Source organism: Pseudomonas sp. R3-52-08 (assembly GCF_003851745.1).
In the GTDB taxonomy this organism is placed as follows: Bacteria; Pseudomonadota; Gammaproteobacteria; order Pseudomonadales; family Pseudomonadaceae; genus Aquipseudomonas.
Genome location: NZ_CP027730.1, coordinates 3,628,075 through 3,650,569, shown reverse-complemented (window position 1 = coordinate 3,650,569; position 22,495 = coordinate 3,628,075). Strand labels below are relative to the sequence as shown.

The 22,495-nt window shown below is 61.6% G+C and carries 23 protein-coding genes; 13 read left to right on the top strand and 10 right to left on the bottom strand.

The window, feature by feature from the left end:
• Positions 1–92: 92 nt before the first annotated feature.
• Positions 93–842 carry a UDP-2,3-diacylglucosamine diphosphatase gene (gene lpxH, locus C4J91_RS16655; RefSeq protein ID WP_124363339.1) on the bottom strand — a complete coding sequence of 250 codons (750 nt, stop codon included), beginning with the start codon at positions 840–842 and terminating at the stop codon, positions 93–95.
• Positions 839–1,345 carry a peptidylprolyl isomerase gene (locus tag C4J91_RS16650; RefSeq protein WP_065877469.1) on the bottom strand — a complete coding sequence of 169 codons (507 nt, stop codon included), beginning with the start codon at positions 1,343–1,345 and terminating at the stop codon, positions 839–841. The genes lpxH and C4J91_RS16650 overlap by 4 nt, the downstream gene beginning before the upstream one ends.
• 248 nt (positions 1,346–1,593) lie before the next feature.
• Here C4J91_RS16650 and C4J91_RS16645 point away from each other — a divergent pair, with 248 nt between their 5' ends.
• The 3 genes from C4J91_RS16645 (at position 1,594) to C4J91_RS16635 (ending at position 5,339) form a co-directional block, all read left to right on the top strand.
• Complete coding sequence (locus C4J91_RS16645) at positions 1,594–3,294, top strand: glutamine--tRNA ligase/YqeY domain fusion protein (RefSeq protein ID WP_124363338.1); 1,701 nt, start codon at positions 1,594–1,596, stop codon at positions 3,292–3,294.
• Positions 3,295–3,312: 18 nt separating this feature from the next.
• A complete protein-coding gene (gene cysS / locus C4J91_RS16640; RefSeq protein ID WP_124363337.1) occupies positions 3,313–4,695 on the top strand; it encodes a cysteine--tRNA ligase in 1,383 nt (460 codons plus the stop codon).
• 317 nt (positions 4,696–5,012) lie between these two features.
• A complete protein-coding gene (locus C4J91_RS16635; protein WP_124363336.1) occupies positions 5,013–5,339 on the top strand; it encodes a nuclear transport factor 2 family protein in 327 nt (108 codons plus the stop codon).
• Positions 5,340–5,418: 79 nt separating this feature from the next.
• Here C4J91_RS16635 and C4J91_RS16630 read toward each other — a convergent pair whose 3' ends face one another.
• Entirely contained in the window at positions 5,419–5,541 is a 123-nt protein-coding gene (locus C4J91_RS16630; RefSeq protein ID WP_256681595.1) for a hypothetical protein, read from the bottom strand.
• Between the two features lie 329 nt (positions 5,542–5,870).
• Here C4J91_RS16630 and C4J91_RS16625 point away from each other — a divergent pair, with 329 nt between their 5' ends.
• Together C4J91_RS16625 and C4J91_RS16620 are read left to right on the top strand one after the other, a co-directional pair.
• Positions 5,871–6,635 carry a GNAT family N-acetyltransferase gene (locus tag C4J91_RS16625; protein WP_124363335.1) on the top strand — a complete coding sequence of 255 codons (765 nt, stop codon included), beginning with the start codon at positions 5,871–5,873 and terminating at the stop codon, positions 6,633–6,635.
• A gap of 34 nt (positions 6,636–6,669) precedes the next feature.
• A complete protein-coding gene (locus tag C4J91_RS16620; RefSeq protein WP_124363334.1) occupies positions 6,670–7,818 on the top strand; it encodes an acyl-CoA dehydrogenase family protein in 1,149 nt (382 codons plus the stop codon).
• A 77-nt stretch (positions 7,819–7,895) separates the two neighbouring features.
• On the opposite strand, the gene C4J91_RS16615 is transcribed toward C4J91_RS16620, so the two are convergent.
• The 7 genes from C4J91_RS16615 to C4J91_RS16585 form a co-directional block, all read right to left on the bottom strand.
• Positions 7,896–8,234, bottom strand: coding sequence for a Na+/H+ antiporter subunit G (locus C4J91_RS16615; protein ID WP_124363333.1), 339 nt, complete (start codon positions 8,232–8,234; stop codon positions 7,896–7,898).
• The gene (locus tag C4J91_RS16610) at positions 8,231–8,509 is read right to left on the bottom strand and encodes a K+/H+ antiporter subunit F (protein ID WP_005789171.1); all 279 of its coding nucleotides are present in this window, start codon (positions 8,507–8,509) and stop codon (positions 8,231–8,233) included. The genes C4J91_RS16615 and C4J91_RS16610 overlap by 4 nt, the downstream gene beginning before the upstream one ends.
• A complete protein-coding gene (locus tag C4J91_RS16605; RefSeq protein ID WP_124363332.1) occupies positions 8,506–8,994 on the bottom strand; it encodes a Na+/H+ antiporter subunit E in 489 nt (162 codons plus the stop codon). Before C4J91_RS16605 ends, C4J91_RS16610 begins: the two co-directional genes overlap by 4 nt.
• Positions 8,991–10,673 (bottom strand): monovalent cation/H+ antiporter subunit D, encoded by a 1,683-nt coding sequence (locus tag C4J91_RS16600; RefSeq protein WP_124363331.1) that lies wholly within the window; start codon positions 10,671–10,673, stop codon positions 8,991–8,993. Before C4J91_RS16600 ends, C4J91_RS16605 begins: the two co-directional genes overlap by 4 nt.
• Positions 10,670–11,014 (bottom strand): Na+/H+ antiporter subunit C, encoded by a 345-nt coding sequence (locus C4J91_RS16595; protein ID WP_124363330.1) that lies wholly within the window; start codon positions 11,012–11,014, stop codon positions 10,670–10,672. Before C4J91_RS16595 ends, C4J91_RS16600 begins: the two co-directional genes overlap by 4 nt.
• On the bottom strand, positions 11,014–13,938 hold the full coding sequence (locus C4J91_RS16590; RefSeq protein ID WP_124363329.1) for a monovalent cation/H+ antiporter subunit A: 2,925 nt from the start codon (positions 13,936–13,938) through the stop codon (positions 11,014–11,016). Before C4J91_RS16590 ends, C4J91_RS16595 begins: the two co-directional genes overlap by 1 nt.
• A 181-nt stretch (positions 13,939–14,119) precedes the next feature.
• On the bottom strand, positions 14,120–15,049 hold the full coding sequence (locus tag C4J91_RS16585; protein ID WP_124363328.1) for a DMT family transporter: 930 nt from the start codon (positions 15,047–15,049) through the stop codon (positions 14,120–14,122).
• 92 nt (positions 15,050–15,141) lie between these two features.
• Here C4J91_RS16585 and C4J91_RS16580 point away from each other — a divergent pair, with 92 nt between their 5' ends.
• From C4J91_RS16580 to C4J91_RS16545, 8 genes are all read left to right on the top strand, one after another.
• Positions 15,142–15,705, top strand: coding sequence for a helix-turn-helix domain-containing protein (locus C4J91_RS16580; RefSeq protein ID WP_124363327.1), 564 nt, complete (start codon positions 15,142–15,144; stop codon positions 15,703–15,705).
• A gap of 154 nt (positions 15,706–15,859) precedes the next feature.
• Positions 15,860–17,056: an SfnB family sulfur acquisition oxidoreductase gene (locus tag C4J91_RS16575; RefSeq protein ID WP_124363326.1), complete on the top strand. Its 1,197-nt coding sequence runs from the start codon at positions 15,860–15,862 to the stop codon at positions 17,054–17,056.
• A gap of 12 nt (positions 17,057–17,068) precedes the next feature.
• Positions 17,069–17,395, top strand: coding sequence for an acyl-CoA dehydrogenase (locus tag C4J91_RS16570; protein ID WP_124363325.1), 327 nt, complete (start codon positions 17,069–17,071; stop codon positions 17,393–17,395).
• Entirely contained in the window at positions 17,395–18,828 is a 1,434-nt protein-coding gene (locus C4J91_RS16565) for an LLM class flavin-dependent oxidoreductase (protein ID WP_124363324.1), read from the top strand. Before C4J91_RS16570 ends, C4J91_RS16565 begins: the two co-directional genes overlap by 1 nt.
• A 111-nt stretch (positions 18,829–18,939) precedes the next feature.
• On the top strand, positions 18,940–19,788 hold the full coding sequence (locus tag C4J91_RS16560; RefSeq protein WP_124363323.1) for an AMP-binding protein: 849 nt from the start codon (positions 18,940–18,942) through the stop codon (positions 19,786–19,788).
• Complete coding sequence (locus tag C4J91_RS16555; protein WP_124363322.1) at positions 19,785–20,555, top strand: ABC transporter ATP-binding protein; 771 nt, start codon at positions 19,785–19,787, stop codon at positions 20,553–20,555. Before C4J91_RS16560 ends, C4J91_RS16555 begins: the two co-directional genes overlap by 4 nt.
• Positions 20,555–21,436, top strand: coding sequence for a branched-chain amino acid ABC transporter permease (locus C4J91_RS16550; RefSeq protein ID WP_124363321.1), 882 nt, complete (start codon positions 20,555–20,557; stop codon positions 21,434–21,436). Before C4J91_RS16555 ends, C4J91_RS16550 begins: the two co-directional genes overlap by 1 nt.
• Before the next feature lie 4 nt (positions 21,437–21,440).
• Positions 21,441–22,490 (top strand): branched-chain amino acid ABC transporter permease, encoded by a 1,050-nt coding sequence (locus C4J91_RS16545; protein ID WP_124363320.1) that lies wholly within the window; start codon positions 21,441–21,443, stop codon positions 22,488–22,490.
• Positions 22,491–22,495: the final 5 nt, after the last annotated feature.

The following is a 22,495-nucleotide window of genomic DNA, read 5'->3' as shown; positions in this document are numbered from 1 at the left end:
GTTACAGATGTATCAATTGACACTCCCTCATCGGGGGCAAGCCCCCTCCCACAGTTTGATCTTTGTTTACATGGATCAACGGTGTTTGAGGATCAAGCGCCAGGCAATGCCAACTGCGGATTGACGAAGTCAAACGCCGCCAGTTGAAAGCCTTGCTCATCCACCTGCAACGCCCAACCTTGCTTGTCCCAATCCCCCAGCACAATGCGCTTGGCCGCCTGCTCACCAATCTGCAGTTTATGGATGGCAGGGCGGTGGGTGTGGCCGTGAACTAGGGTGCGCACGCCAAAGTGTTGCATGACCCGTGGCACTTCTTCCGGCGTGACGTCGACAATGTCGTTGGCCTTCATCCGTACCTGGGCACTGCTTTCACTGCGCAGCTTGCGTGCCAGCCGGTGGCGGGTACGCAGGGGCAGGTGGCGCAGGATGAACAGCACCATCGGGTTGCGCAGAATGCGCCGCAGCTTCATATAGCCGAGGTCGCGGGTGCAGAGGCTGTCGCCGTGCATCAGCAGCACGGGTTCGCCGGCGAGCTGCACGACACTCGGGTCCTTGAGCAGCGTTGCGCCTGCCGCTTTGCAGAAGGCCTTGCCGATCAGGAAGTCGCGGTTGCCGTGCATGATGAAAATCGGGGTGCCGCTGTCGCTCAGTTCGCGCAGTGCGGCGCAGATCGAGCGCTGGAACGGTGTCATCCCATCGTCGCCAATCCAGGCTTCGAAGAAGTCGCCCAGAATGTACAACGCCTGGGCGCCACGGGCGCGGCCGTGGAGCAGATCCAGAAACGCCCGGGTGATGTCCGGGCGCTCCTCTTCCAGATGCAAATCTGAAATCAGCAATATCACGCTTCGATGATCTCGGCTTTCTCGACGATCACGTCTTCGGCTGGAACGTCCTGGTGGCCGGCCTTGGAGGTGGTGGACACGCCTTTGATCTTGTCGACAACGTCGGTGCCTGCGGTGACTTTACCGAACACTGCGTAACCCCAACCCTGTACGTTCTTGCCGCTGTGGTTGAGGAAGGCGTTGTCGGCCACGTTGATGAAGAACTGCGCGGAGGCGGAATGCGGCTCCATGGTACGGGCCATGGCGACGGTGTACTTGTCGTTGGAAAGGCCGTTGTCCGCTTCGTTCTGGATGCTTGGGCGCTTGTCTTTCTTCTCTTTCATGCCGGGCTCGAAACCGCCGCCCTGGATCATGAAGTTGCCGATGACACGGTGGAAAACGGTGTTTTCGTAGTGGCCGGCTTTGACGTACTCGATGAAGTTGGCGACGGTGATCGGCGCTTTCTCGGCGTTCAGCTCGATGACGATGTCACCGTGGTTGGTGGTCAGTTTGACTTGAGTCATGTTCACTACTCTTTTCAGGGAATTCGTGGGGTTGGGCGAATAAACGCTTTACCTGCCTGGCTAAACGGCGGCCAAGTCGCGCAGTTTAGCGTGCCCTGCAGGAATTTCGAGGTGGTTTTTTACCGCCAAGGCAATTAAACCAGCAGTTTTTGACCGCGCTCTGTCAGGCGGTTGACAGGTTCGGCTATGATAAGCCCTTTGTTTTATCTGGCCTCACCCGGCCACGAACCTGTCTGTTCAAGGATCCTATGAGCAAGCCCACTGTCGACCCTACCTCGAATTCCAAGGCCGGACCTGCCGTCCCGGTCAATTTCCTGCGCCCGATCATCCAGGCGGACCTGGATTCGGGCAAGCACACGCAGATCGTCACCCGTTTCCCGCCAGAGCCCAACGGCTACCTGCACATCGGTCACGCCAAGTCGATCTGTGTGAACTTCGGCCTGGCCCAGGAATTCGGCGGCGTCACGCACCTGCGTTTCGACGACACCAACCCGGCCAAGGAAGACCAGGAATACATCGACGCCATCGAAAGCGACGTGAAGTGGCTGGGTTTCCAATGGTCTGGTGAAGTGCGCTATGCCTCGCAATATTTCGACCAGTTGCACGACTGGGCCGTCGAGCTGATCAAGGCCGGCAAGGCCTACGTCGACGACCTGAGCCCGGAACAGGCCAAGGAATACCGCGGCACCCTGACCGAGCCGGGCAAGAACAGCCCGTTCCGCGACCGTTCGGTAGAAGAGAACCTCGACTGGTTCGCCCGCATGCGTGCGGGTGAGTTCCCGGACGGCGCCCGCGTGCTGCGCGCCAAGATCGACATGGCCTCGCCGAACATGAACCTGCGCGACCCGATCATGTACCGCATCCGCCATGCCCACCACCACCAGACCGGTGACAAGTGGTGCATCTACCCCAACTATGACTTCACCCACGGTCAGTCGGACGCCATCGAAGGCATCACTCACTCCATCTGCACCCTGGAGTTCGAAAGCCACCGTCCGCTGTACGAGTGGTTCCTGAGCAACCTGCCGGTGCCGGCACAGCCCCGCCAGTACGAGTTCAGCCGCTTGAACCTGAACTACACCATCACCAGCAAGCGCAAGCTCAAGCAACTGGTGGATGAAAAGCACGTGTTCGGCTGGGACGACCCGCGCATGTCGACGTTGTCGGGCTTCCGCCGTCGCGGCTACACCCCGGCGTCGATCCGCAATTTCTGCGAGATGGTCGGCACCAACCGTTCCGACGGCGTGGTCGACTTCGGCATGCTCGAATTCAGCATCCGCCAGGACCTCGACGCCAATGCCCCGCGTGCCATGTGCGTGTTGCGTCCGTTGAAGGTCGTGATCACCAACTATCCGCAAGACCAGGTCGAAAACCTCGAACTGCCGCGTCATCCGCAGAAAGAAGAGCTGGGCGTGCGCAAGCTGCCGTTCGCGCGTGAAATCTACATCGACCGCGATGACTTCATGGAAGAGCCGCCAAAGGGCTACAAACGCCTGGAACCCAACGGCGAAGTGCGCCTGCGCGGCAGCTACGTGATCCGTGCCGATGAAACCATCAAGGACGCCGATGGCAACATCGTCGAACTGCGCTGCTCGTACGACCCGGACACCCTGGGCAAGAACCCCGAAGGCCGCAAGGTCAAGGGCGTGGTCCACTGGGTCCCGGCCGCTGCCAGCATCGAGTGCGAAGTGCGCCTGTACGATCGGCTGTTCCGCTCGCCGAACCCTGAGAAAGCCGAAGACAGCGCAAGCTTCCTCGACAACATCAACCCAGATTCGCTGCAAGTTCTCACGGGTTGTCGTGCCGAGCCATCGCTTGGCGACGCACAGCCGGAAGATCGGTTCCAGTTCGAGCGCGAAGGTTACTTCTGCGCGGATATCAAGGACTCCAAACCTGGTCATCCGGTATTCAACCGTACCGTGACCTTGCGTGATTCGTGGGGCCAGTGATTCTCTAAGGAAGCCGTTGTGCTAACGATCTACAACACACTCAGCAAGACCAAAGAAGTCTTCAAGCCGCTGGATGGCAACAAGGTGCGCATGTACGTGTGCGGCATGACCGTGTACGACTACTGCCATATCGGCCATGGCCGCAGCATGGTTGCCTTCGACCTGGTGACCCGCTGGTTGCGTTTCAGCGGCTATGACTTGACCTATGTGCGCAACATCACCGACATCGACGACAAGATCATCAACCGCGCCAATGAAAACGGCGAGGCGTTCGACGCGCTGACCGAGCGCATGATCGCCGCCATGCATGAGGACGAGGCGCGCCTCAATATCCTCAAGCCGGACATGGAACCGCGCGCCACGGACCACATCCCTGGCATGCACGCGATGATCCAGACCCTGATCGACAAGGGTTACGCCTACGCCCCGGGCAACGGCGACGTGTACTACCGCGTGGCCAAGTTCATGGGCTACGGCAAGCTGTCGCGCAAGAAAATCGAAGACCTGCGCATCGGCGCGCGCATCGAAGTCGACGAGGCCAAGCAGGACCCACTCGACTTCGTGCTGTGGAAAGCCGCCAAGCCCGGCGAGCCGAGCTGGGAGTCGCCGTGGGGCGCCGGGCGTCCGGGCTGGCACATCGAATGCTCGGTGATGTCCACCTGCTGCCTGGGCGAGACCTTCGACATTCATGGCGGCGGCAGCGACCTGGAGTTCCCGCACCACGAAAACGAAATCGCCCAGAGCGAAGCGGCCACCGGCAAGACTTACGCCAATGCCTGGATGCACTGCGGCATGATCCGCATCAATGGCGAGAAGATGTCCAAGTCCTTGAACAACTTCTTCACCATCCGCGACGTGCTGGAGAAGTACCACCCGGAGGTTGTGCGTTATTTGTTGGTGTCCAGCCACTACCGCAGCGCCATCAACTACTCGGAAGACAACCTCAAGGACGCCAAGGGCGCCCTGGAGCGGTTCTACCATGCGTTGAAAGGCCTGCCTGCCGTGGCCCCCGCCGGCGGCGAAGCGTTTGTGGCACGGTTTACCGAAGTCATGAACGACGACTTCGGCACGCCGGAAGCCTGCGCAGTGCTGTTTGAAATGGTGCGTGAGATCAACCGTTTGCGTGAGACTGATCTCGAGGCAGCGGCGGGCCTGGCGGCGCGCCTGAAAGAGCTGGCCAGCGTGCTGGGCGTATTGCAGATGGAAGCCGATGACTTCCTGCAAGCCGGCGCCGAAGGGCGTGTGGACGCAGCTGAAATCGACGCGCTGATCCAGGCGCGTTTGGCGGCTCGTACCAATAAGGATTGGGCGGAGTCCGACCGTATCCGTGACCAACTGACTGCGATGGGTGTGGTGTTGGAAGACGGGAAGGGCGGGACGACCTGGCGGTTGGCTGACTGAGCGTTGGTTACTGCACGCTGAATGAAAAACGCCCCGACTGGTTCGGGGCGATCGTTCCCAAACTCCGCGTGGGAATGCATTCCGTGACGCTCTGCGTCACCCGTACGGATAGCGGGACGCGGAGCGCCCCAGGCGGCGTTCCCACGCGGAGCGTGGGAACGATCAACTCACCCGATCCAGCGTGTGAGCAGGCGTTGATGCCTGGGCCGGCCTCATACTTACTTTGCAGTAAGCCCATTACCTTTTCGTGCGTTCTTGTGGCGAGTCGCGCCAGTTTTCTATGCTGGAGTCCTATCCAATCTTCAGGAATACCCACCATGACCCTCGCGCTTGCCCCAGCCATCGCCCTTTACTTCGCCGCAGACGCCGCCAAAACAGGCGATTTCAGCGAATGTTTCACCGCCGACGCGGTGGTGAAGGATGAGGGCCATACCTATATCGGGTTGCCGGCGATCCAGGCCTGGAAGGACGGCACCTCCGACAAGTACACCTACACCAGCGAACCCTTCGCCTGTGAAGTACAGGGCGATAAAACCGTGGTCACCAGCCATCTGGTCGGCGACTTTCCTGGAAGCCCGCTGGACTTGCGGTATGTCTTCGGCCTGGAAGGCGGCAGGATCGCTGCATTGGAGATTCTGGTATGAGTTCGACCGCCGCGGGCTGCGTGGTCGCTACAAACAGCGGCACCAAGTCCGTGATCGACGGCGGGACCATGCCTACGGTCTAGCTCGCGGGTTTGGCGGCCTGCCATTTGAGCAGCCTGTCCAGCACCAGGCACAGGCTCTGGCCCCATTCGGTCATGCGGTATTCGACCGATTCCTGGAGGGTGGCGAAAATGGGCGGCACGAATACGGTCCATCGCTTGGCATCGATCGCACATTTTTAGCTCAGGCATAAAAAAACGCCCGCTACCTGGGTGCGGGCGTTGTGCGCTCGAAGTTTAACCGGGCGGCGAAACGCGGTCGATGGATTTGGCGACCGCCGAAGGGTGTGCAGCCATTTTTAAGTAACACCCTAAACACTGTCGGAACCGACTGGCGGTCAAAATGTTGACTTTCGCTTTGATTATAGTCTTGCCGAATTCACCCTAGGTTTCAGAGTTTCCTTACAGTCTCCCCTCAAGCAGGACAGGTAATGTTTTGTTTATTACTTGTCGTTGTAAGAAGGGAAACTATATGCAAATGCTTACAGAGACCAGGGGCGCGGGTTCAGGCTTGCCGCCACATGGCGGTAAATTGATCGTCGGCCTCGCCAGTACGTCAGAGCAACTGCGAGAAGTACAAGCCCTTCGTTATAAAGTGTTCAATGAAACTTTCCAGGCGACGGCACTTAAGAACGCGCAAGGTTTGAATGTCGACGAGTTTGATGACTATTGCGACCATCTGATTGTGCGCGATACCGCAACGGACTGCGTGGTCGGTACTTATCGTGTAATGAGTCCGACGGCGGCCCGGCACTTGGGGCACTACTACTCGGAGAATGAATTCGACCTGAGCCGTCTGGATCATTTGCGTTCCCGTATTATCGAAGCGGGGCATGCCTGTGTGCACCCTGACTACCGCAGCGGCAGCGTGATCATGATGCTGTGGTCGGGCCTGGCAGCCTATATGCAACGTGAAGGGTGTGATTACTTGATGGGGTGTGCCAGCGTCAGTTTGACGGATGGCGGTCATCACGCATCGGCGATCTATCGTGCGTTTAAGCCTGAACAATTCGCGCCCTCTGAATATCGTGTCATCCCTCATATACCCTTTGTGCTTCATGAAGTGAAAAGCGCACAACCTGCGCCCATGCCACCTTTATTAAAAGGTTATTTGCGCAGTGGTGCCTGGGTGTGCGGCGAACCGGCGTGGGACGCTGATTTTCATTCGGCTGATTTCTTTATGTTGTTACCGTTATCGAATTTGGATCAGCGTTATGCGCGTCATTATTTGAAGTGAATAAGTGGGCACTCCGTTGAGTGTGGTTGGCATATTGCACGAATCATTGAAGGGTTTTAAGCGCATGTTTTTGACAGAAGAACGCAATACGGCTTTTGAGCTGATACCGCAAATGGCAGCCTTCCTTGAATCCGCATCGCTTTTGGAGCTTGAACGGGGACAGTCGCAACGGTTGGCCGATCTGTTTCGAACAGTGGGCCGGCCTGGGCTTGCCATCGCTGAGACACTGGGTGGAGGAGGTGTCAGTGCGCGCAAGTTGGCGCAGTTGCATACGTGGGTCGGCGCACACTGCCCTTCATTGGCGGTGATGATGACCATGCATCACCACACCGTCGCCGGCATGATGGCGGGCAGTTATTTCTTTCCTGATCTTGAAGGACTGTTGAGCATCGTTGCACGCAACGACTTGTTGGTTGCGTCCGGGTTCGCCGAAGGACGTGCGCATTCGGATATTTTGGCGTCAACCATGGCCGTGGAGAAAACCGCCGACGGCTATGTGGTCAATGGCAGCAAGAAACCGTGCACCATGACCCATCACTTCGATGTGATCACGTTTGGCGTCAATTACGTTGATCCGCAAGGCCAGATGCACCTTGGCATTGGCGCGGGGTTGGCGGGGGATCCCTGTATCGAGCGGAAAACATTCTGGTCTGTTCCCCATTTGCAGGCGGCCGACAGTCACGAGGTGCGGTTCAATAACCTGGTGGTTCCCGAGTCCATGATGCATTTCAGCAAAACCGTGGATGAGCAGCTCGATGAGGATCAACAGGGCACGGGTAACCATTTGTTTGCGATCTGGTTCCAGTTGCTGGCGGCGGCGTCCTACCTGGGCATGGCGTCCGCGTTGGCATCGCGCGCATTGACGGCCGGTAAGGGCTCACCGGAAGACCGGGCGCTGTTGCTGATCGATCTGCAAGGGGCGACGATGGCGTTGCAGGGGTTGGCCACTTCGATAGACGAAAACCGCTTCTTGCGCACCGACCTGGCGCGTGCACAGGCCACACGCTTCGCGGTGCAGGAAGCGGTCAATCGTATCGGCACGCGTGCCTTCGAACTCATGGGCGGCATGGCGTTCATGTCGTCGGAAGAAGTCGCCTATCTGCTGGTGGCAACGCGTGTGTTGGCGTTCCACCCGACTTCCAGGGTCGCCAGCAGCGCATTTCTATGTGAGCAACTGGGCTAAAAGGTTGGGGGAACCAGACCTTTCGCTTGGCACAAAACCAAATGTGGGAGGGGGCTTGCCCCCTCCCACATTTTAAATCAGCGGCGGCTGCTGACCTCGGCGGGCACGTCGTCCCCGGCCATGCGCTTGCGGAACAGCGCGGTACGGGCCAATAGCAAGGTGGTCACCGGCACCGTGATCGACAACAGAATCGGGATCAACCAGCCGTGCAACACCGGCCCGGACTTGAGCACCGAAAAATAGATAATCGACGCCAATGCCACGCACCACGCCCCAATGGTCGAGGCCAGGGCTGGCGGGTGCATGCGCTGGAAGAAGTCTTTCATCCTCAGCAAACCAATCGCTCCGATCAAAGCGAACACGCTGCTGAGCACCAGCAGTATCGCCACGACGATTTCCATCCACAACGGCATCATTCAATCACCTCCCCACGCAGCAGGAATTTGGCCAGGGCGAACGAGCCGACGAAGCCGAACAGCGCAATCAACAGCGCCGCTTCAAAGTAGGTGTCACTGGCATAGCGAATGCCCAGCACCAGCATCATCAGCATCGCCAGGATGTATAGGTAATCCAGCGCCAGTACCCGGTCCTGGGCCGAGGGACCTTTGAACAGGCGGATCAAGGTCAGCACCATCGCCAGACTGAACAGGAACAGACTGAACAGGATCGCATTGGAGAGCAGGGCGCTCATTCGAAGATCTCCATCAGGGGCCGCTCATAGGTGGCTTTGAAGTGCGCGATAAACGGCGCTTCCTCGTCCAGGTCGAACACGTGCAAGAGCAGGATGCTGCGGTCCAGCGCCAGTTCGGACCAGATGGTGCCGGGGATCACCGTGGTGATCATCGACAGCGCCGCGAGGCCGTTGGGGCTGCGCAGGTCCAGGGGGATCTTGATAAAGCGCGAACGCGGCGCGCGTGAGCCACAGGTCAAGACGCCCCAGGCCACTTGCAGGTTGGAGACAATCACGTCGCGGCCCACCAGCAGGAACAGGCGCAGGATCACGCCGGGACGGCGCAGGCTGATCGGTTGCGGGCGCAGTGGCGCCATCATCAATGGCGCAAGCACGCCCAGCAGCGCACCGAGCAGCAGGTTGCCGGGGCTGATGGACAGGTTCAGCACCAGCCACAAGCCCAACAAGGCCAGCGACAGCCACGGCGCGGGAAACAGGCGTTTCATGGCTGCACCTCCAGGGCGGCGGCCTTGGCTTCAGGGCTGGGGACCGGACGCGTCGCCATCACTGCCATTACGTAATGCTCAGGGTTATTCAGGCTGTTGGCGGTGGCCAGGGTGTAGCGCATCAGGGGCTCGGCCTTGAAGGTCAGCGCAATGCTCAGGCCCAGCAGCAGGAAGATCGGCATACATTCGTAGCGGCGCAGCAGGGGCGATGGGCGCTCTTCGGGTGTCCAGAAGCGCTGGATGCCGAGCCGTGCGAAGGCGATCAGCGAGGCCAGGCCAGACAGGATCAACAGCGCCACCAGGCCCCAGGCCGCCGCGCGAATCGGTTCATCCAGCGCATTGCCCAGGCCCAGCGGGTTGACCAGCGCGCTTAACAAACTGAGCTTGCCGATAAACCCGGACAGCGGTGGCATGCCGATGATCAGCAGCGCGCAAGCGACAAAGCTCAACCCCAGGAACGCCATGGTCCATGGAATCACCTGGCCGACCACGGCTTTCTGTTCATCGTCGAGGTTGACGCCGGGCCGTGGATGCAGGGATTCCATGGCCTTGGGCAGTGCGTCGATCTCTTCATCCAGCGGCAGGTCATTGGCCGAGCGCGAGCGTTCGATCAATTCAGCCAGCAAAAACAGCGCGCTCAGCGCCAGGGTGGAGCTGACCAGATAAAACAGCGCCCCTGCCGTCAGGCTCGGCTGGGCAAAGCCCACCGCCGACAGCAGGATGCCGGCCGAGACCAGAATGCTCAGGCTCGCCATGCGTTCCAGGCGCTGCGCCGCGAGCATTGCCAGCGCCGCGCAGACAATCGTAGCCATGCCGCCGTACACCAGCCAGTCACCGCCAAACAACGCCGAAGCGCCGGCCTGGCCGGAGAACAGCAGCGTCCACAAGCGCAGCACGGTGTACACGCCCACTTTGGTCATGATCGCGAACATCGCCGCCACCGGCGCGCTGGCCGAGGAGTAGGCCGGGGCCAGCCAGAAGTTCAGCGGCCACATACCGGCCTTGGCCAGGAATGCGGTGGCCAGGATCGCCGCACCGGCGTGCAGCAGGCCGCGATCGGCCTCCGGCACCAGCGGGATTTTCAGCGCCAGGTCAGCGAAGTTCAGCGTGCCGGTGACCCCGTAGATCATCGCCGCGCCGATCAGGAACAGCGACGACGCCAGCAGGTTGATCGCGATGTAATGCAGCCCCGACGACACCCGCGCGCGGCCCGAGCCGTGCAGCACCAAGCCGTAGGACGCCGCCAGCAGCACCTCGAAAAACACGAACAGATTGAACAGGTCAGCGGTGAGGAAGGCGCCGTACAGGCCCATCATCTGCACCTGGAACAGCGCATGGAAACTGGTGCCGGCACGGTCCCAGCGGGCCATGGCGAACAGCAGCGCGCTCACGCCGATGATCCCGGTCAGCACCAGCATCAGCGCCGACAGTTGGTCCACCACCAGCACGATGCCGAATGGCACTTGCCAGTTGCCCGGCAGGTACACGCCGATCGAGCCGGGGCCGCCTTTTTGCGTCCAGTACAACAGCAGCACGGCGATGCCCAGTCCCAGCATGCTCGAGACCAGGTTGATTTTTGCCTTCAGCGGGCGGCGTTTCTCGCCGAGCATCAGCATCAGCGCGGCGGTCAGCAAGGGCAGCAGGATCGGCGCAACGATCAGTTGATTGACCCAATTCATGCCTTGGGCTCCCGGCCATCCACATGGTCGGTACCGGTCAGGCCACGGGAGGCCAGCAGCACCACCAGGAACAACGCGGTCATGGCGAAGCTGATCACGATCGCCGTGAGCACCAGCGCCTGGGGCAGGGGGTCGGTGTAGTTGAGCAGGTCCTGGGGCACGCCGTCCTTGATGATTGGCTCCTTGCCGATAAACAGGCTGCCCATGCTGAAAATGAACAGGTTGACGCCGTAGGACAACAGGCACAGGCCCATCACCACCTGGAATGTCCGTGGCCGCAGGATCAACCAGACGCCGGAGGCTGCCAGCACCCCAATGGCAATTGCAATGACTTCTTCCATCAGGCGGCAGCTCCTTGTGGGTTGGCGACGGCTTTGAGCTGGTTGCTCGGTTTGTGCGCGCGCACCGATTGGTGGCCGAGGGCGGTGAGCATCAGCAGGGTCGAACCGACGACCATGGCGTAGACGCCGACGTCGAAAAACAATGCGCTGGCGACATGGATATCGCCCAGCACCGGCACGCTCAGGTGCCAGGTATGGGTGGTGAGGAACGGGTACCCGGCGAACAACGCACCAAGCCCGGTGAGGGTCGCTGACAGCAGGCCGAAGCCCATCCAGCGCATCGGCCGCAGGCTCATCTGCGCCTCGACCCACTGGGTACCGGCCACCATGTATTGCAGGATGAACGCCACCGACATCACCAAACCCGCGACAAAGCCGCCGCCCGGTTGGTTATGGCCGCGCATGAACAGGTAGAACGACACCACCAGCGCTATCGGCAACAGCAGGCGCACCAGCACCGCCGGCACCATCATGAAGCCCAGGGCGGTGTCGCTGGCCTGGCGCGGGTTGACCAGGTCGGTGGCGACATCGGGCGCGAGCTGGCGCTGTTGAGGCGGCAGTTCCATGCTTTCTTTCGACGGGCGGAAGCGCCGCAGCAGCGCGTACACGGTCAGCGCCACTGCGCCGAGCACGGTGATCTCGCCAAGGGTGTCGAAGCCGCGGAAGTCCACCAGCATCACGTTCACCACATTGCTGCCGCCGCCCTCGGGCAGGGCGCGGCTGAGGTAGAACGAGGAGATATCGTTGGGCGTCTGGCGGGTCAGCATCGCGTAAGACAGCAGCGCCATACCGCCGCCCACCACAGTGGACAGCAGAAAGTCGCGCAGGCGCCGGATACGTGCCTTGCGCAGCGAGCTGGGCAGCGGCGAGACTTCTTCGATCCGCCGTGGCAGCCAGCGCAGGCCGAGCAGGATCAGCACGGTGGTCACCACTTCCACCACCAGTTGCGTCAGCGCCAGGTCCGGCGCCGAGAACCACACAAAGGTAATGCAGGTCATCAGGCCGCACACGCTGACCATGGTGAGGGCCGCCAGCCGGTGGTACTTGGCCTGCCAGGCGGCGCCCAACGCGCAGGCAATCGCCAGCAACCACAGGGTGACGAACACGATGGAACCGGGAATTTTCGGCCGGTCGCCCCAGCTCAGGCCGCTGTTGAACATGGGGATCATGGCGCCGATCACCGCGACGATCACCAGCAGGAACAATTGGGTTTGCAGGCGCTTGGTGCTGATGCGTTTTTCCAGGCGACGCACGCCGCGCATCATCAGCACCAGGCAGTGCTCGAAGCCGCGCTTGCCGTTGAAATAACCGACCAGGGGCGGGTAGGCGAAGCGGCCACGCTTGAGTTGTTTGCGCAGCATCAGGTACAGCACCACACCGCCGCACATGGCCACCAGGCTCATGATCAACGGAGCGTTCCAGCCGTGCCAGATCGCCAGGCTGTACTCGGGCAGCACGCCGCCCACCACGGGCAACGCGGCGGCCGCGAGGATCGAGCCGACCATCTGGGCCGGGAAAATCCCCACCAGCAGGCAGGTGAACACCAACAGCTCAACCGGCGCGCGCATCCAGCGAGGGGGTTCGTGGGGCGTGTGGGGCAAGTTGGTGGCAGGCGGGCCGAAGAACACATCCACGGTAAACCGCAACGCATAGGCCACGCTGAAGGTGCCGGCGATGGTCGCGATCAACGGCAGCGTGATTTCCACCCATTTTGTCGCCGAGATAAACACCGTTTCGGCGAAGAACATCTCTTTGGACAAGAAGCCATTGAGCAATGGCACGCCGGCCATCGAGGCACTGGCCACCATCGCCAGGGTCGCGGTGAACGGGATCAGGCGCACCAACCCACTGAGCTTGCGGATATCCCGCGTGCCGCTTTCGTGGTCGATGATGCCCGCCGCCATGAACAGCGAGGCCTTGAAGGTAGCGTGGTTGAGGATGTGGAACACTGCCGCGACGGCCGCCAGCGGGCTGTTGAGGCCCAGCAGCAGGGTAATCAGCCCGAGGTGACTGATGGTGGAGTAGGCCAGCAGGCCCTTGAGATCGTTTTGAAACATGGCGCAGTAAGCGCCGAGGAGGAGGGTAATGGCGCCGGCACCGCCGACGATCCAGAACCATTCTTCGCTGCCCGACAGCGACGGCCACAGGCGGGCCAGCAGGAACACGCCGGCCTTCACCATCGTGGCCGAGTGCAGATAGGCCGAAACCGGCGTGGGCGCCGCCATGGCGTGGGGCAGCCAGAAGTGGAAGGGGAACTGCGCGCTTTTGCTCAAGGCGCCGATCAGCACCAGGGCGAGCATCGCCGGGTACAGCGAGTGCGCGCGAATCTGGTCGCCCGCCGCCAGCACCTGGTCCAGGTCATAGCTGCCGACGATATGCCCGAGCAACATCACCCCGGCCAACAGGCACAGGCCGCCCGCGCCGGTGACCATCAACGCCATGTAGGCACCGCGCCTGGCATCGGCGCGGTGGTGCCAGTAACCGATCAACAGGAACGAGAACAGGCTGGTCAGTTCCCAGAAAAACACGATCTGGATCAGGTTGCCGGAAATCACCAGGCCGAGCATGGCGCCCATGAAGGCCAGGAAAAACGCGAAAAAACGTGGCACCGGGTCGTCCGGCGACATGTAGTAACGCGCATACAGCGACACCAGCGTACCGATGCCCAGCACCAGCATTGAGAACAGCCAGGCGAAGCCATCCATGCGCAGCACGAAATTCAGGCCGAGGCTGGGTAACCACATGAATTCTTCACGGATCACGCCGCCATGGGCGATCTGGGGGTAAAGCAGCGCGACTTGTATGGTGCCGACCAAGGCCACCAGGCCGGCCAGCAAGGATTCGGTGTTGCGTGCGTTGTGCGGCAGCAAGGCCGCCAGACAGCTGCCAATGAATGGCAGAAGCAGTAGAACTATCAGGGACATAGGCTTCTAATCTGCGGGAGTTTGGGATGCATCATACGTGCCGCTTTCTCGATCACCAAACGGCAAGATGTGGCAGGATCCTACAAGAGCAGTGGAAAACAGCTACAAGCTGCAAGCTGCAAGCTGCAAGAGAATAGCCGACCGCGTATTTCTTGCAGCTTGTAGCTTGCAGCTCAAAACATCACCCCTGACTTTCCCCTTCAACTTCGGCCCTGGCATCAACAACTTTAGGGCTGCTCCTCTTCATCTCACTCACAATCACCGCCAGCACAATCAACGCCGCTCCTACCATCGCAATCGGCGGGAATCGCTCGCCGGCAAGCCGACCGACCACGCCCGCCCACACTGGCTCGCCGGCATAGATCAGGGTAGCTCGGGTCGGCGAAACACTCTGCTGCGCCCAGTTCATCGCCACCTGGATCACCGCGCTGGTCAAGCCCAGGCCCACCGCACTGAACAGCAGCAACCACGAAAAGCCCGGCAATGCCTCGCCCATCGGCACCACCATCAGGAACGACAACAGCGACGCCGTGGCCAGCTGCACCACGGTCACCCGACGCACATCCACTTGCCCGGCATAAGCGCTGATCAGAATGATTTCGGCGGCTACCGCCATTGCGCAGATCAGCGTGGCGATTTCACCGGGGCTGAAATTGAAAGAAGCGCCGGCCGGCCCGGTTAACAGCATCAATCCGGTAAACGCCAGCATGATGCCAATACTTGGCAGCAGTGCCGGGCGCCGCCCCAGTACCAGCCATTGCAATAGCGGCACGAACGGCACATACAACGCGGTGATAAACGCCGACTGGCTGCTCGGAATGCTCTGCAGGCCAATGGTCTGCAAGCCGTAACCGAACATGATCGCCACGCCGATGAACACCCCGGCTTTCAACTCGAACAGGGTCAGGTCGCGCAAAGTACGCAAGGAAAAAACGCCGACCACAATCGCCGCCGCCGCAAACCGCAGGCCGACAAAAAACATCGGCCCGCTGACCGCCATGGCATGCTGCACCAGCAAAAAGGTGGCGCCCCAGATCATGGTGATCACCACCAGGATGCATTCGGCTTTGCTGAAGCGATTGAAACGCGAAGGGGAGTTCGGGGCAGTCATGGCGGCTCGGTCTTGCAAGGGAAAGGCACGGACCGCACAATGCGCCGCACGCTGGGCAGTATACTGCGCACACCCACCCATTGAGCAATATAGTGCACAAAGAAAATCCACACCGGGCTTCGGTCCTGCAACACGTCAGCCAGAACGTGCGTCGCCTGCGCCATGCCGCCGACCTCAGCCAAACCGCGCTTTCGGAAAGATCCGGGGTCAGCCGGCGCATGCTGGTGGCGATCGAGGCGGGGGAGAAGAATGTCAGCCTGTCGACCCTCGACCGCGTCGCGGAGGCATTGGATGTCGCCTTCAGCGATTTGATCCAGGCGCCGGATGCCGCCGACCACAGTCGCATCAACGAGCTGGCCTGGGCGGGTGATATCCCCGGCAGCAAAGCCGTGTTGCTGGCCAAGGCCACGGCACGGCGTGAAGTCGAACTGTGGGAGATGCACCTGGCACCGGGTGACCGCTACAGCCCGGACCCCGACCCGGACGGCTGGAGCGTGCAACTGTTTGTGTTCGAAGGCTGCCTCACCCTGTTGGTGGGCGAAGAAGAAAAGCGCGTCGCCGCCGGTGAGTTCTATATGTTTGCCAGTCGTCAGGTACATGGCTATCGCAACGATGGCGAGCTGACCGTGCGTTTTGTGCGCAACGTGGTGATCTAACTGTTCGCTCGGCAACAGTGGATGGACATTTTGCTGGCCTGGCAGCCGTTCCGCTGCCTTCGTTAACCTGTAATACCTTGATATAGCTGACGATTAAATTCAGGCACGACTCCTGCAAACGCTCTGTTATTCCTTCGGAGCCTGGAGTCGGCCCATGTCAGCCCACCCTCAACACCCTGCCCATATCATTCGCTCGGACGCCGAAGCCATCCAGGTCGCCACGCGGCTGGCGGCGCGGTTTGCCCTGGAGGCCAGCGAACGCGACCGTGAGCGGCGCCTGCCGGTGGCGGAACTCGATGAGTTTTCCGCCAGCGGCCTGTGGGGCATCACCGTTCCCAAAGCCTACGGTGGCGCCGAGGTGTCCTATGTGACCGTGGCCGAGGTAATCAAGTTGATCTCTGCGGCCGACCCGTCGCTGGGGCAGATTCCGCAGAACCACCTCGGCGTGGTGGATATCCTGCTGCAAACCGCCACTGAGGAGCAAAAGCGCCACTACTTCGGCAAAGTGCTGGCGGGCTATCGCTTCGGTAATGCGTTTTCCGAAGCCAAGAGCAAAAACGCCGGGACCTTCGACACGCAGATTCGCGTCGAAGGCGACACCGCGCGCATTGACGGCGAGAAGTTCTATTGCACCGGCGCGCTGTTTGCGCACATCGTCCCGACCGTCGGCAACAACGAGCACGGGCAGGCGCTGATTGCCTTCATCGAGCGCGATGCGCCCGGCCTCACGGTGATCGACAGCTGGGACGGCTTCGGCCAACGCACGACCGCCAGTGGTGGGGTAACCCTCGACGGTGTGAGCGTGCCCTCGAGTGCGGTCATCCCCGCACACCTGGCGTTCGATCAACCCACCGCCAACGGCCCGATCTCGCAGATTATCCAGGCCGCAGTCGATACCGGCATCGCGCTGGGAGCGCTGGAGCAGGCGAAGATTCACGCCCGCCAGGCACGACCCTGGATCGACAGCCAGCAGGAGCACGGCTGGCAGGACCCGTTCACTATTGCCGCCATCGGCGACCTGGAGTGGCGCGTGCACGGCACCGAAGCGATCCTCGCCAAGGCCGGCAGAGCGGTCGACCTGGCCCTCGCCGAACCGACTGAAGACACCGTCGCCAATGCCTCGCTGGTCGTCGCCCAGGCCAAGGTGCTTTCCGCCGAAACGGCGTTGCTCGCCAGCAGCCAACTCTTCGAGCTGGCCGGCACGCGTTCAGTCACGGGCAAGTACAACCTCGATCGTTTCTGGCGTAACGCACGCACCCACACCCTGCACGACCCGGCGCGCTGGAAGTACCACCTGATCGGCAACTTCGTGCTCAACGGCGTGAAGCCCGCGCGCCACGCCTGGAACTGAGGAACCCTGCCCATGACCGCATTGAACCAGGCACGCCAACTGCTGGAAACCACCCGCCGCTTCGTCGAGCGCAGCGACGACCCTTATGTGATCAGCCGCTTCGGCGATGTGCAGATTCGTGTCGACGTGGCCGCCGCCCTGTTCGAGCGTGCCGAAACCGACCCCAGCCCGGTCGCCCTCACCGAAGCCCAGATCGCGGCGGCCCAAGCCCTTATCGCTGCGAGCAACGCTGAATTCGAACTGACCGGCCAACGCACCGCGCTGCCATCGTCGGTGGATGACCCGTTGCGCTGGAAATACCAGGTCGTCGGCAACTACCACCTCAACGGAGTGCTCTGATGGCCCGCGAAATCCGCTTGAATGCCTTCGACATGAATTGTGTCGGTCATCAATCGCCTGGGTTGTGGGCGCACCCGCGCGACCGTTCGTGGCAATACAAGGACCTGGAATATTGGACCGACCTGGCGAAAATCCTCGAACGGGGCAAATTCGATGGGCTGTTCATCGCCGATGTGCTGGGGATCTACGATGTCTACAACGGCAACGGCGACGCGGCGATCCGCCAGGCGACGCAGGTACCGGTCAATGATCCGTTATCGCTGATCACGCCGATGGCGCTGGTCACCGAGCACCTGGGGTTCGGCCTGACCGCCTCGCTGTCCTTCGAGCATCCGTATCCGTTTGCGCGCAGGCTCTCCACCCTCGATCACCTGACCAAGGGGCGCGTCGGTTGGAATATCGTCACGTCCTACCTGGAAAGCGGCGCCAAGAACCTCGGCCAGAAGGCCCAGACCGAACACGACGCACGTTATGACTACGCCGAGGAATACCTGGAAGTTTGCTACAAGCTCTGGGAAGGCAGCTGGGAAAAGGGCGCGGTGCTGCGTGACCGCGAGCGCCGGATTTTCAGCGACCCGAGCAAGATCCACGAGATTCGCCATGTGGGCAAACACTTCCAGGTGCCCGGCATTCACCTGTGCGAACCCTCGCCACAGCGTACGCCGGTGCTCTACCAGGCGGGGGCCTCAAGCCGTGGCAAACAGTTCGCCGCCGAACAGGCCGAGTGCGTGTTCGTGGCCGCGCCGTCCAAGGTGCTGCTGAAGAAGACCGTGGCCGATATTCGCCGGCGCGCGGCCGAGGCAGGGCGTGATCCGCGCAAAATCCTGATCTTCAACTTGCAAACGGTGATCGTCGGCGAGACCGACGCGCAGGCGAAGGCCAAGTTCGACGACTACAAGTCCTATGTCAGCTACGAAGGCGCGATGGCGCTGATCTCCGGCTGGACCGGCATCGACTTCAGCCAGTTCAGTCCCGATGAGCCGCTCAAGCATGTGCATACCAACGCCATCCAGTCGGCGGTGGAAGCCTTCTCCACGGCGGACCCGAACAAGGTCTGGACGCCGAATGAACTGGCCGACTGGGTCGGCATCGGGGGCTTCGGCCCGCTGTTTGTCGGCGGGCCGCAGACGGTCGCGGACCTGCTCCAGGAATGGGTGGAAGAGACCGATGTGGACGGCTTCAACCTGGCCTATGCGCTGACCCACGAAACCTTCATCGACGTGGTGGATTTGCTGGTGCCGGAGTTGCAGAAGCGCGGTGTGTACAAGACCGAATACGCCCAGGGCACCTTGCGTGAGAAGTTGTTTGGCGAGGGCGCACGGCTGGGGCCGAACCATCCGGGCGCCAGCTACCGTGACCTATCTACCTTACACAAAACCAATGTGGGAGGGGGCTTGCTCCCGATAGCAGTGGGCCAGTCAAAGGTGGTTTAACTGAACCACCGCCATCGGGAGCAAGCCCCCTCCCACAGTTGATTTGCATTGCCTGATAGAACCCAGCCAGCGGACCACCGCACGCCCACCCCTGATAGGAGCATCACCCCTATGAGCGTGCCCGAACCCAAAGCCGCCCTGGAACGCCTGCACCACTGGGCGCAACTCACGCCGTTGCACATCGCCCTGCGCCACAAGCGCCAGGGCCAATGGCATGCCTGGCGCTGGATCGACGCGTTGCGCGACGTCGAACGCTTGGCTGACGGCTTGCGCCAGCAGGGCTTCAGCGAACAGTCGCGGCTGGCACTCAGCGGCGCATTTGAGCCGAACCTATTGTTGCTGGCGCTGGCCGCCCAGTCGGTGGGCGGGCAGGTGCTGACGCTGGCCGACAGCCTGGAGCCCCAGGCCTTGCAGCAACAGCTGTGGCGCATTCGCCCCAGCCACGCCTACGTGCAGGGTCGCCAACCCGATTGGGAGTTCACCCAACGGTTGGACTTCGCCCAGTTGCTTGGCCCCGTAGATCCCGCGCAACGCATCAGCCGCTGGTGGCACCCCACCGGCGAAACCCTGCTGTGGAGCGAGGAGGGCACTCACTGGCAAGGTGGCCTCGCGGTGGTGTTGAAACAATGGCTGAACAGCGGCCACGGCCTGGCCTTCCCGGAGACCCTGGCCTCGGCGCGGCGCGATCGCAGCGAAGTTGCCCCCACCGGTCTGCTGCTGTCGCCCGAACGCTTGCAGCACCTGGCCGACGACATCGAAAACCGCCTTGCCCCCCGTGGCACTTGGCGCCGACGCCTGTGTGACTGGGCCATCGCCCATCCCCAAAGCGGCCTGCGCCGGTTGTTGAAAAATCGTGTGCGTACGCTGCTGGGCTTCCAGCGCCTGGGCTATATCTGGCAGCCGCTTAAAGCCACTGCCGAGCCTACCTGGCTGGCCGAATTCAAACGGGACATTGCATGAGCCAGGCCATTCTCCAGGTGCGTGATATTTCGCTGTCGTTCAAAGGCGTCAAGGCCATCAACGCGTTGTCTTTCGAGGTGCGGCGCGGTGAGATCTGCGCGCTGATCGGCCCTAACGGCGCCGGCAAAAGCTCGCTGCTCAATGTGCTCAATGGTGTGTATCGCTTCGATGCCGGCGAGATCCTGTTCGAGGCGCAACGCCTGCATCGCATCGACCCGCTGAGCGCTGCGCGCAGAGGCATTGGCCGTACGTTCCAGAACAATGCGCTGTTCAAGAAAATGAGCGTGCTGGACAACCTGCTCACCGGCCTGTCGCGGCATATGCGCAGCACCTTCATCGAGCAGGCCCTCGGCTTGCCCCGCGCGCGGCGCGAAGCCGAAGCGTTCCGTGAGCGTGCCCAGGGCATCCTGGACTTCCTGGAGTTGCAAGCCTATCGCGAGGTGCTGGTGGGCAACCTGTCCTATGGCTTGCAAAAGCGCGTGGAACTGGGCCGGGCGTTGATCGCCGGGCCCAGTCTGTTGTTGCTGGATGAGCCCATGGCCGGGATGAACGCCGAGGAAAAACAGGAAATGGCGCGCTTCGTCGCCGACGTGAACCGTGACCTGGGCACCACCGTTGTGTTGATCGAGCACGACATGGGCGTGGTCATGGGCCTGTCCGACCATGTGGTGGTGCTCGATTACGGGCGCAAGGTCGGCGACGGCACACCCGCCGAGGTGCAGGCCAATCCCGAGGTGATTGCGGCCTACCTGGGAGTGACACATTGATGACCTTCTTCTTCGAAACCCTGCTCGGCGGCCTGCTCGCCGGCACCCTGTATTCGCTGGTCGCCATCGGCTTCGTGCTGATCTACAAGGCCAGCGGTGTGTTCAACTTTGCCCAGGGCGCGATGCTGCTGTTTGCCGCGCTGACATTCGTCAGCCTGCACGACCAGGGCGTGCCGTTTGCCTTGGCGTTGCTGCTGACGGTGATCGTGATGGTCGTCGGCGCCTTGCTCATCGAACGCCTGGTGCTGCGGCCACTGGTGAACCGTTCGCAGATCACCCTGTTCATGGCCACCCTGGGCCTTTCGTTCATCATCGAGGGCCTGGCGCAAGGCTTGATGGGCTCGCAGGTGCGCGCGCTGGACTTGGGCATCGACGACGTGCCGCTGTTCGTCGGCCCGCTGATGCTCAGCCAGTTCGACCTGATCGCTGCGGCCACTGCCGTGGTGCTGGTGACGTTGCTCGCGCTGCTGTTCAACAAGACCCGTATCGGTGTGTCGTTGCGCGCGGTGGCGGATGACACCACGGCGGCGCTGTCCATTGGCATCAACCTCAACCGCATCTGGCAGATCGTCTGGGCAGTGGCCGGCATTGTCGGGCTGGTGGCCGGGCTGTTGTGGGGCGCGCGCCAGGGCGTGCAGTTCTCCTTGTCGCTGGTGGTGCTCAAGGCCTTGCCAGTGTTGATCATCGGCGGCTTCACCTCGATTGGCGGGGCGATTGTCGGCGGGCTGATTGTCGGCGCGGCGGAGAACCTCGCCGAGGTGTATATCGGCCCGTGGATCGGCGGCGGCATCACGCCGTGGTTTGCCTATGTCGTGGCCCTGGCCTTCCTGTATATCCGTCCCGCCGGCCTGTTTGGCGAGCGCGCCATCGAGCGAGTCTGAAGCCATGTCGACCTCTGTTGCACAACCCACGGCGCCGCTGCTGCTGGTGCCGCGTCGCTTGCCCTGGGGCCTGTTCGCCTGGCTGGCGCTGGCGTTTATCGCGGTACCGCTGTGGGGCAATGATTATTGGCTCAATGCGATTCTGGTGCCGTTTCTGGTGCTGTCGCTGGCCGGGCTGGGCCTGAACCTGCTCACCGGTTACACCGGGCAGACATCGGTCGGCGCGGCGGGCTTCATGGCGGTCGGGGCCTTCGCCACCTACGGTTTTCTGCTGCGCCTGCCGGAGTTGGGCTTGCCGGTGGCGTTGCTCGGCGGCGGGATTATCAGCGCGCTGGTGGGCCTGTTGTTCGGCCTGCCCAGCTCGCGGATCAAGGGTTTCTACCTGATGGTGACGACGCTGGCGGCGCAGTTTTTCCTTGAATGGTTGTTCGTCAAATTCCCCTGGTTCTATAACTACGGCTCTTCCGGGACTATTTCCGCCCCGCAGCTGACGCTGTTCGGCCACGACCTCAATACCCCGTTGGGCCGCTACTGGCTGACCCTGGTCACGGTGCTGCTGTTGACCTGGACCGCCGTTAACCTGGTGCGCAGCCAAGTGGGGCGCAACTGGATGGCGATCCGCGACATGGACACTGCTGCTGCCGTGGTCGGCATCCCGGTGGTGCGCTACAAGCGCCTGGCGTTCGCGGTCAGCTCGTTCTATTTAGGCGTGGCCGGTGCGCTGTGGGCCTTCGCCTACCTGGGTACGGCCAGTGCCAGCAGCTTTGATATCAACCGCTCGTTCCAGATCCTGTTCATCATCATTATCGGTGGCATGGGCAGCATCGCCGGCAACTTCGTCGGCGCGGCCTTTATCAGCTTGCTGCCGATCCTGCTCAGCCACGCCGGGCAGTCGCTGTCCGGCGGCGCGGTGGATGCGGGGCAGTTGCAGAACCTGCAGAAAATCATCTTTGGCGTGTTGATCATCGTGTTCCTGATCAAGGAGCCCGAGGGCCTGATTCGCCTGTTGCACAACCTGCGTGAGCGTCTGCGGCACTGGCCGCTGCGCTTCTAACCTTC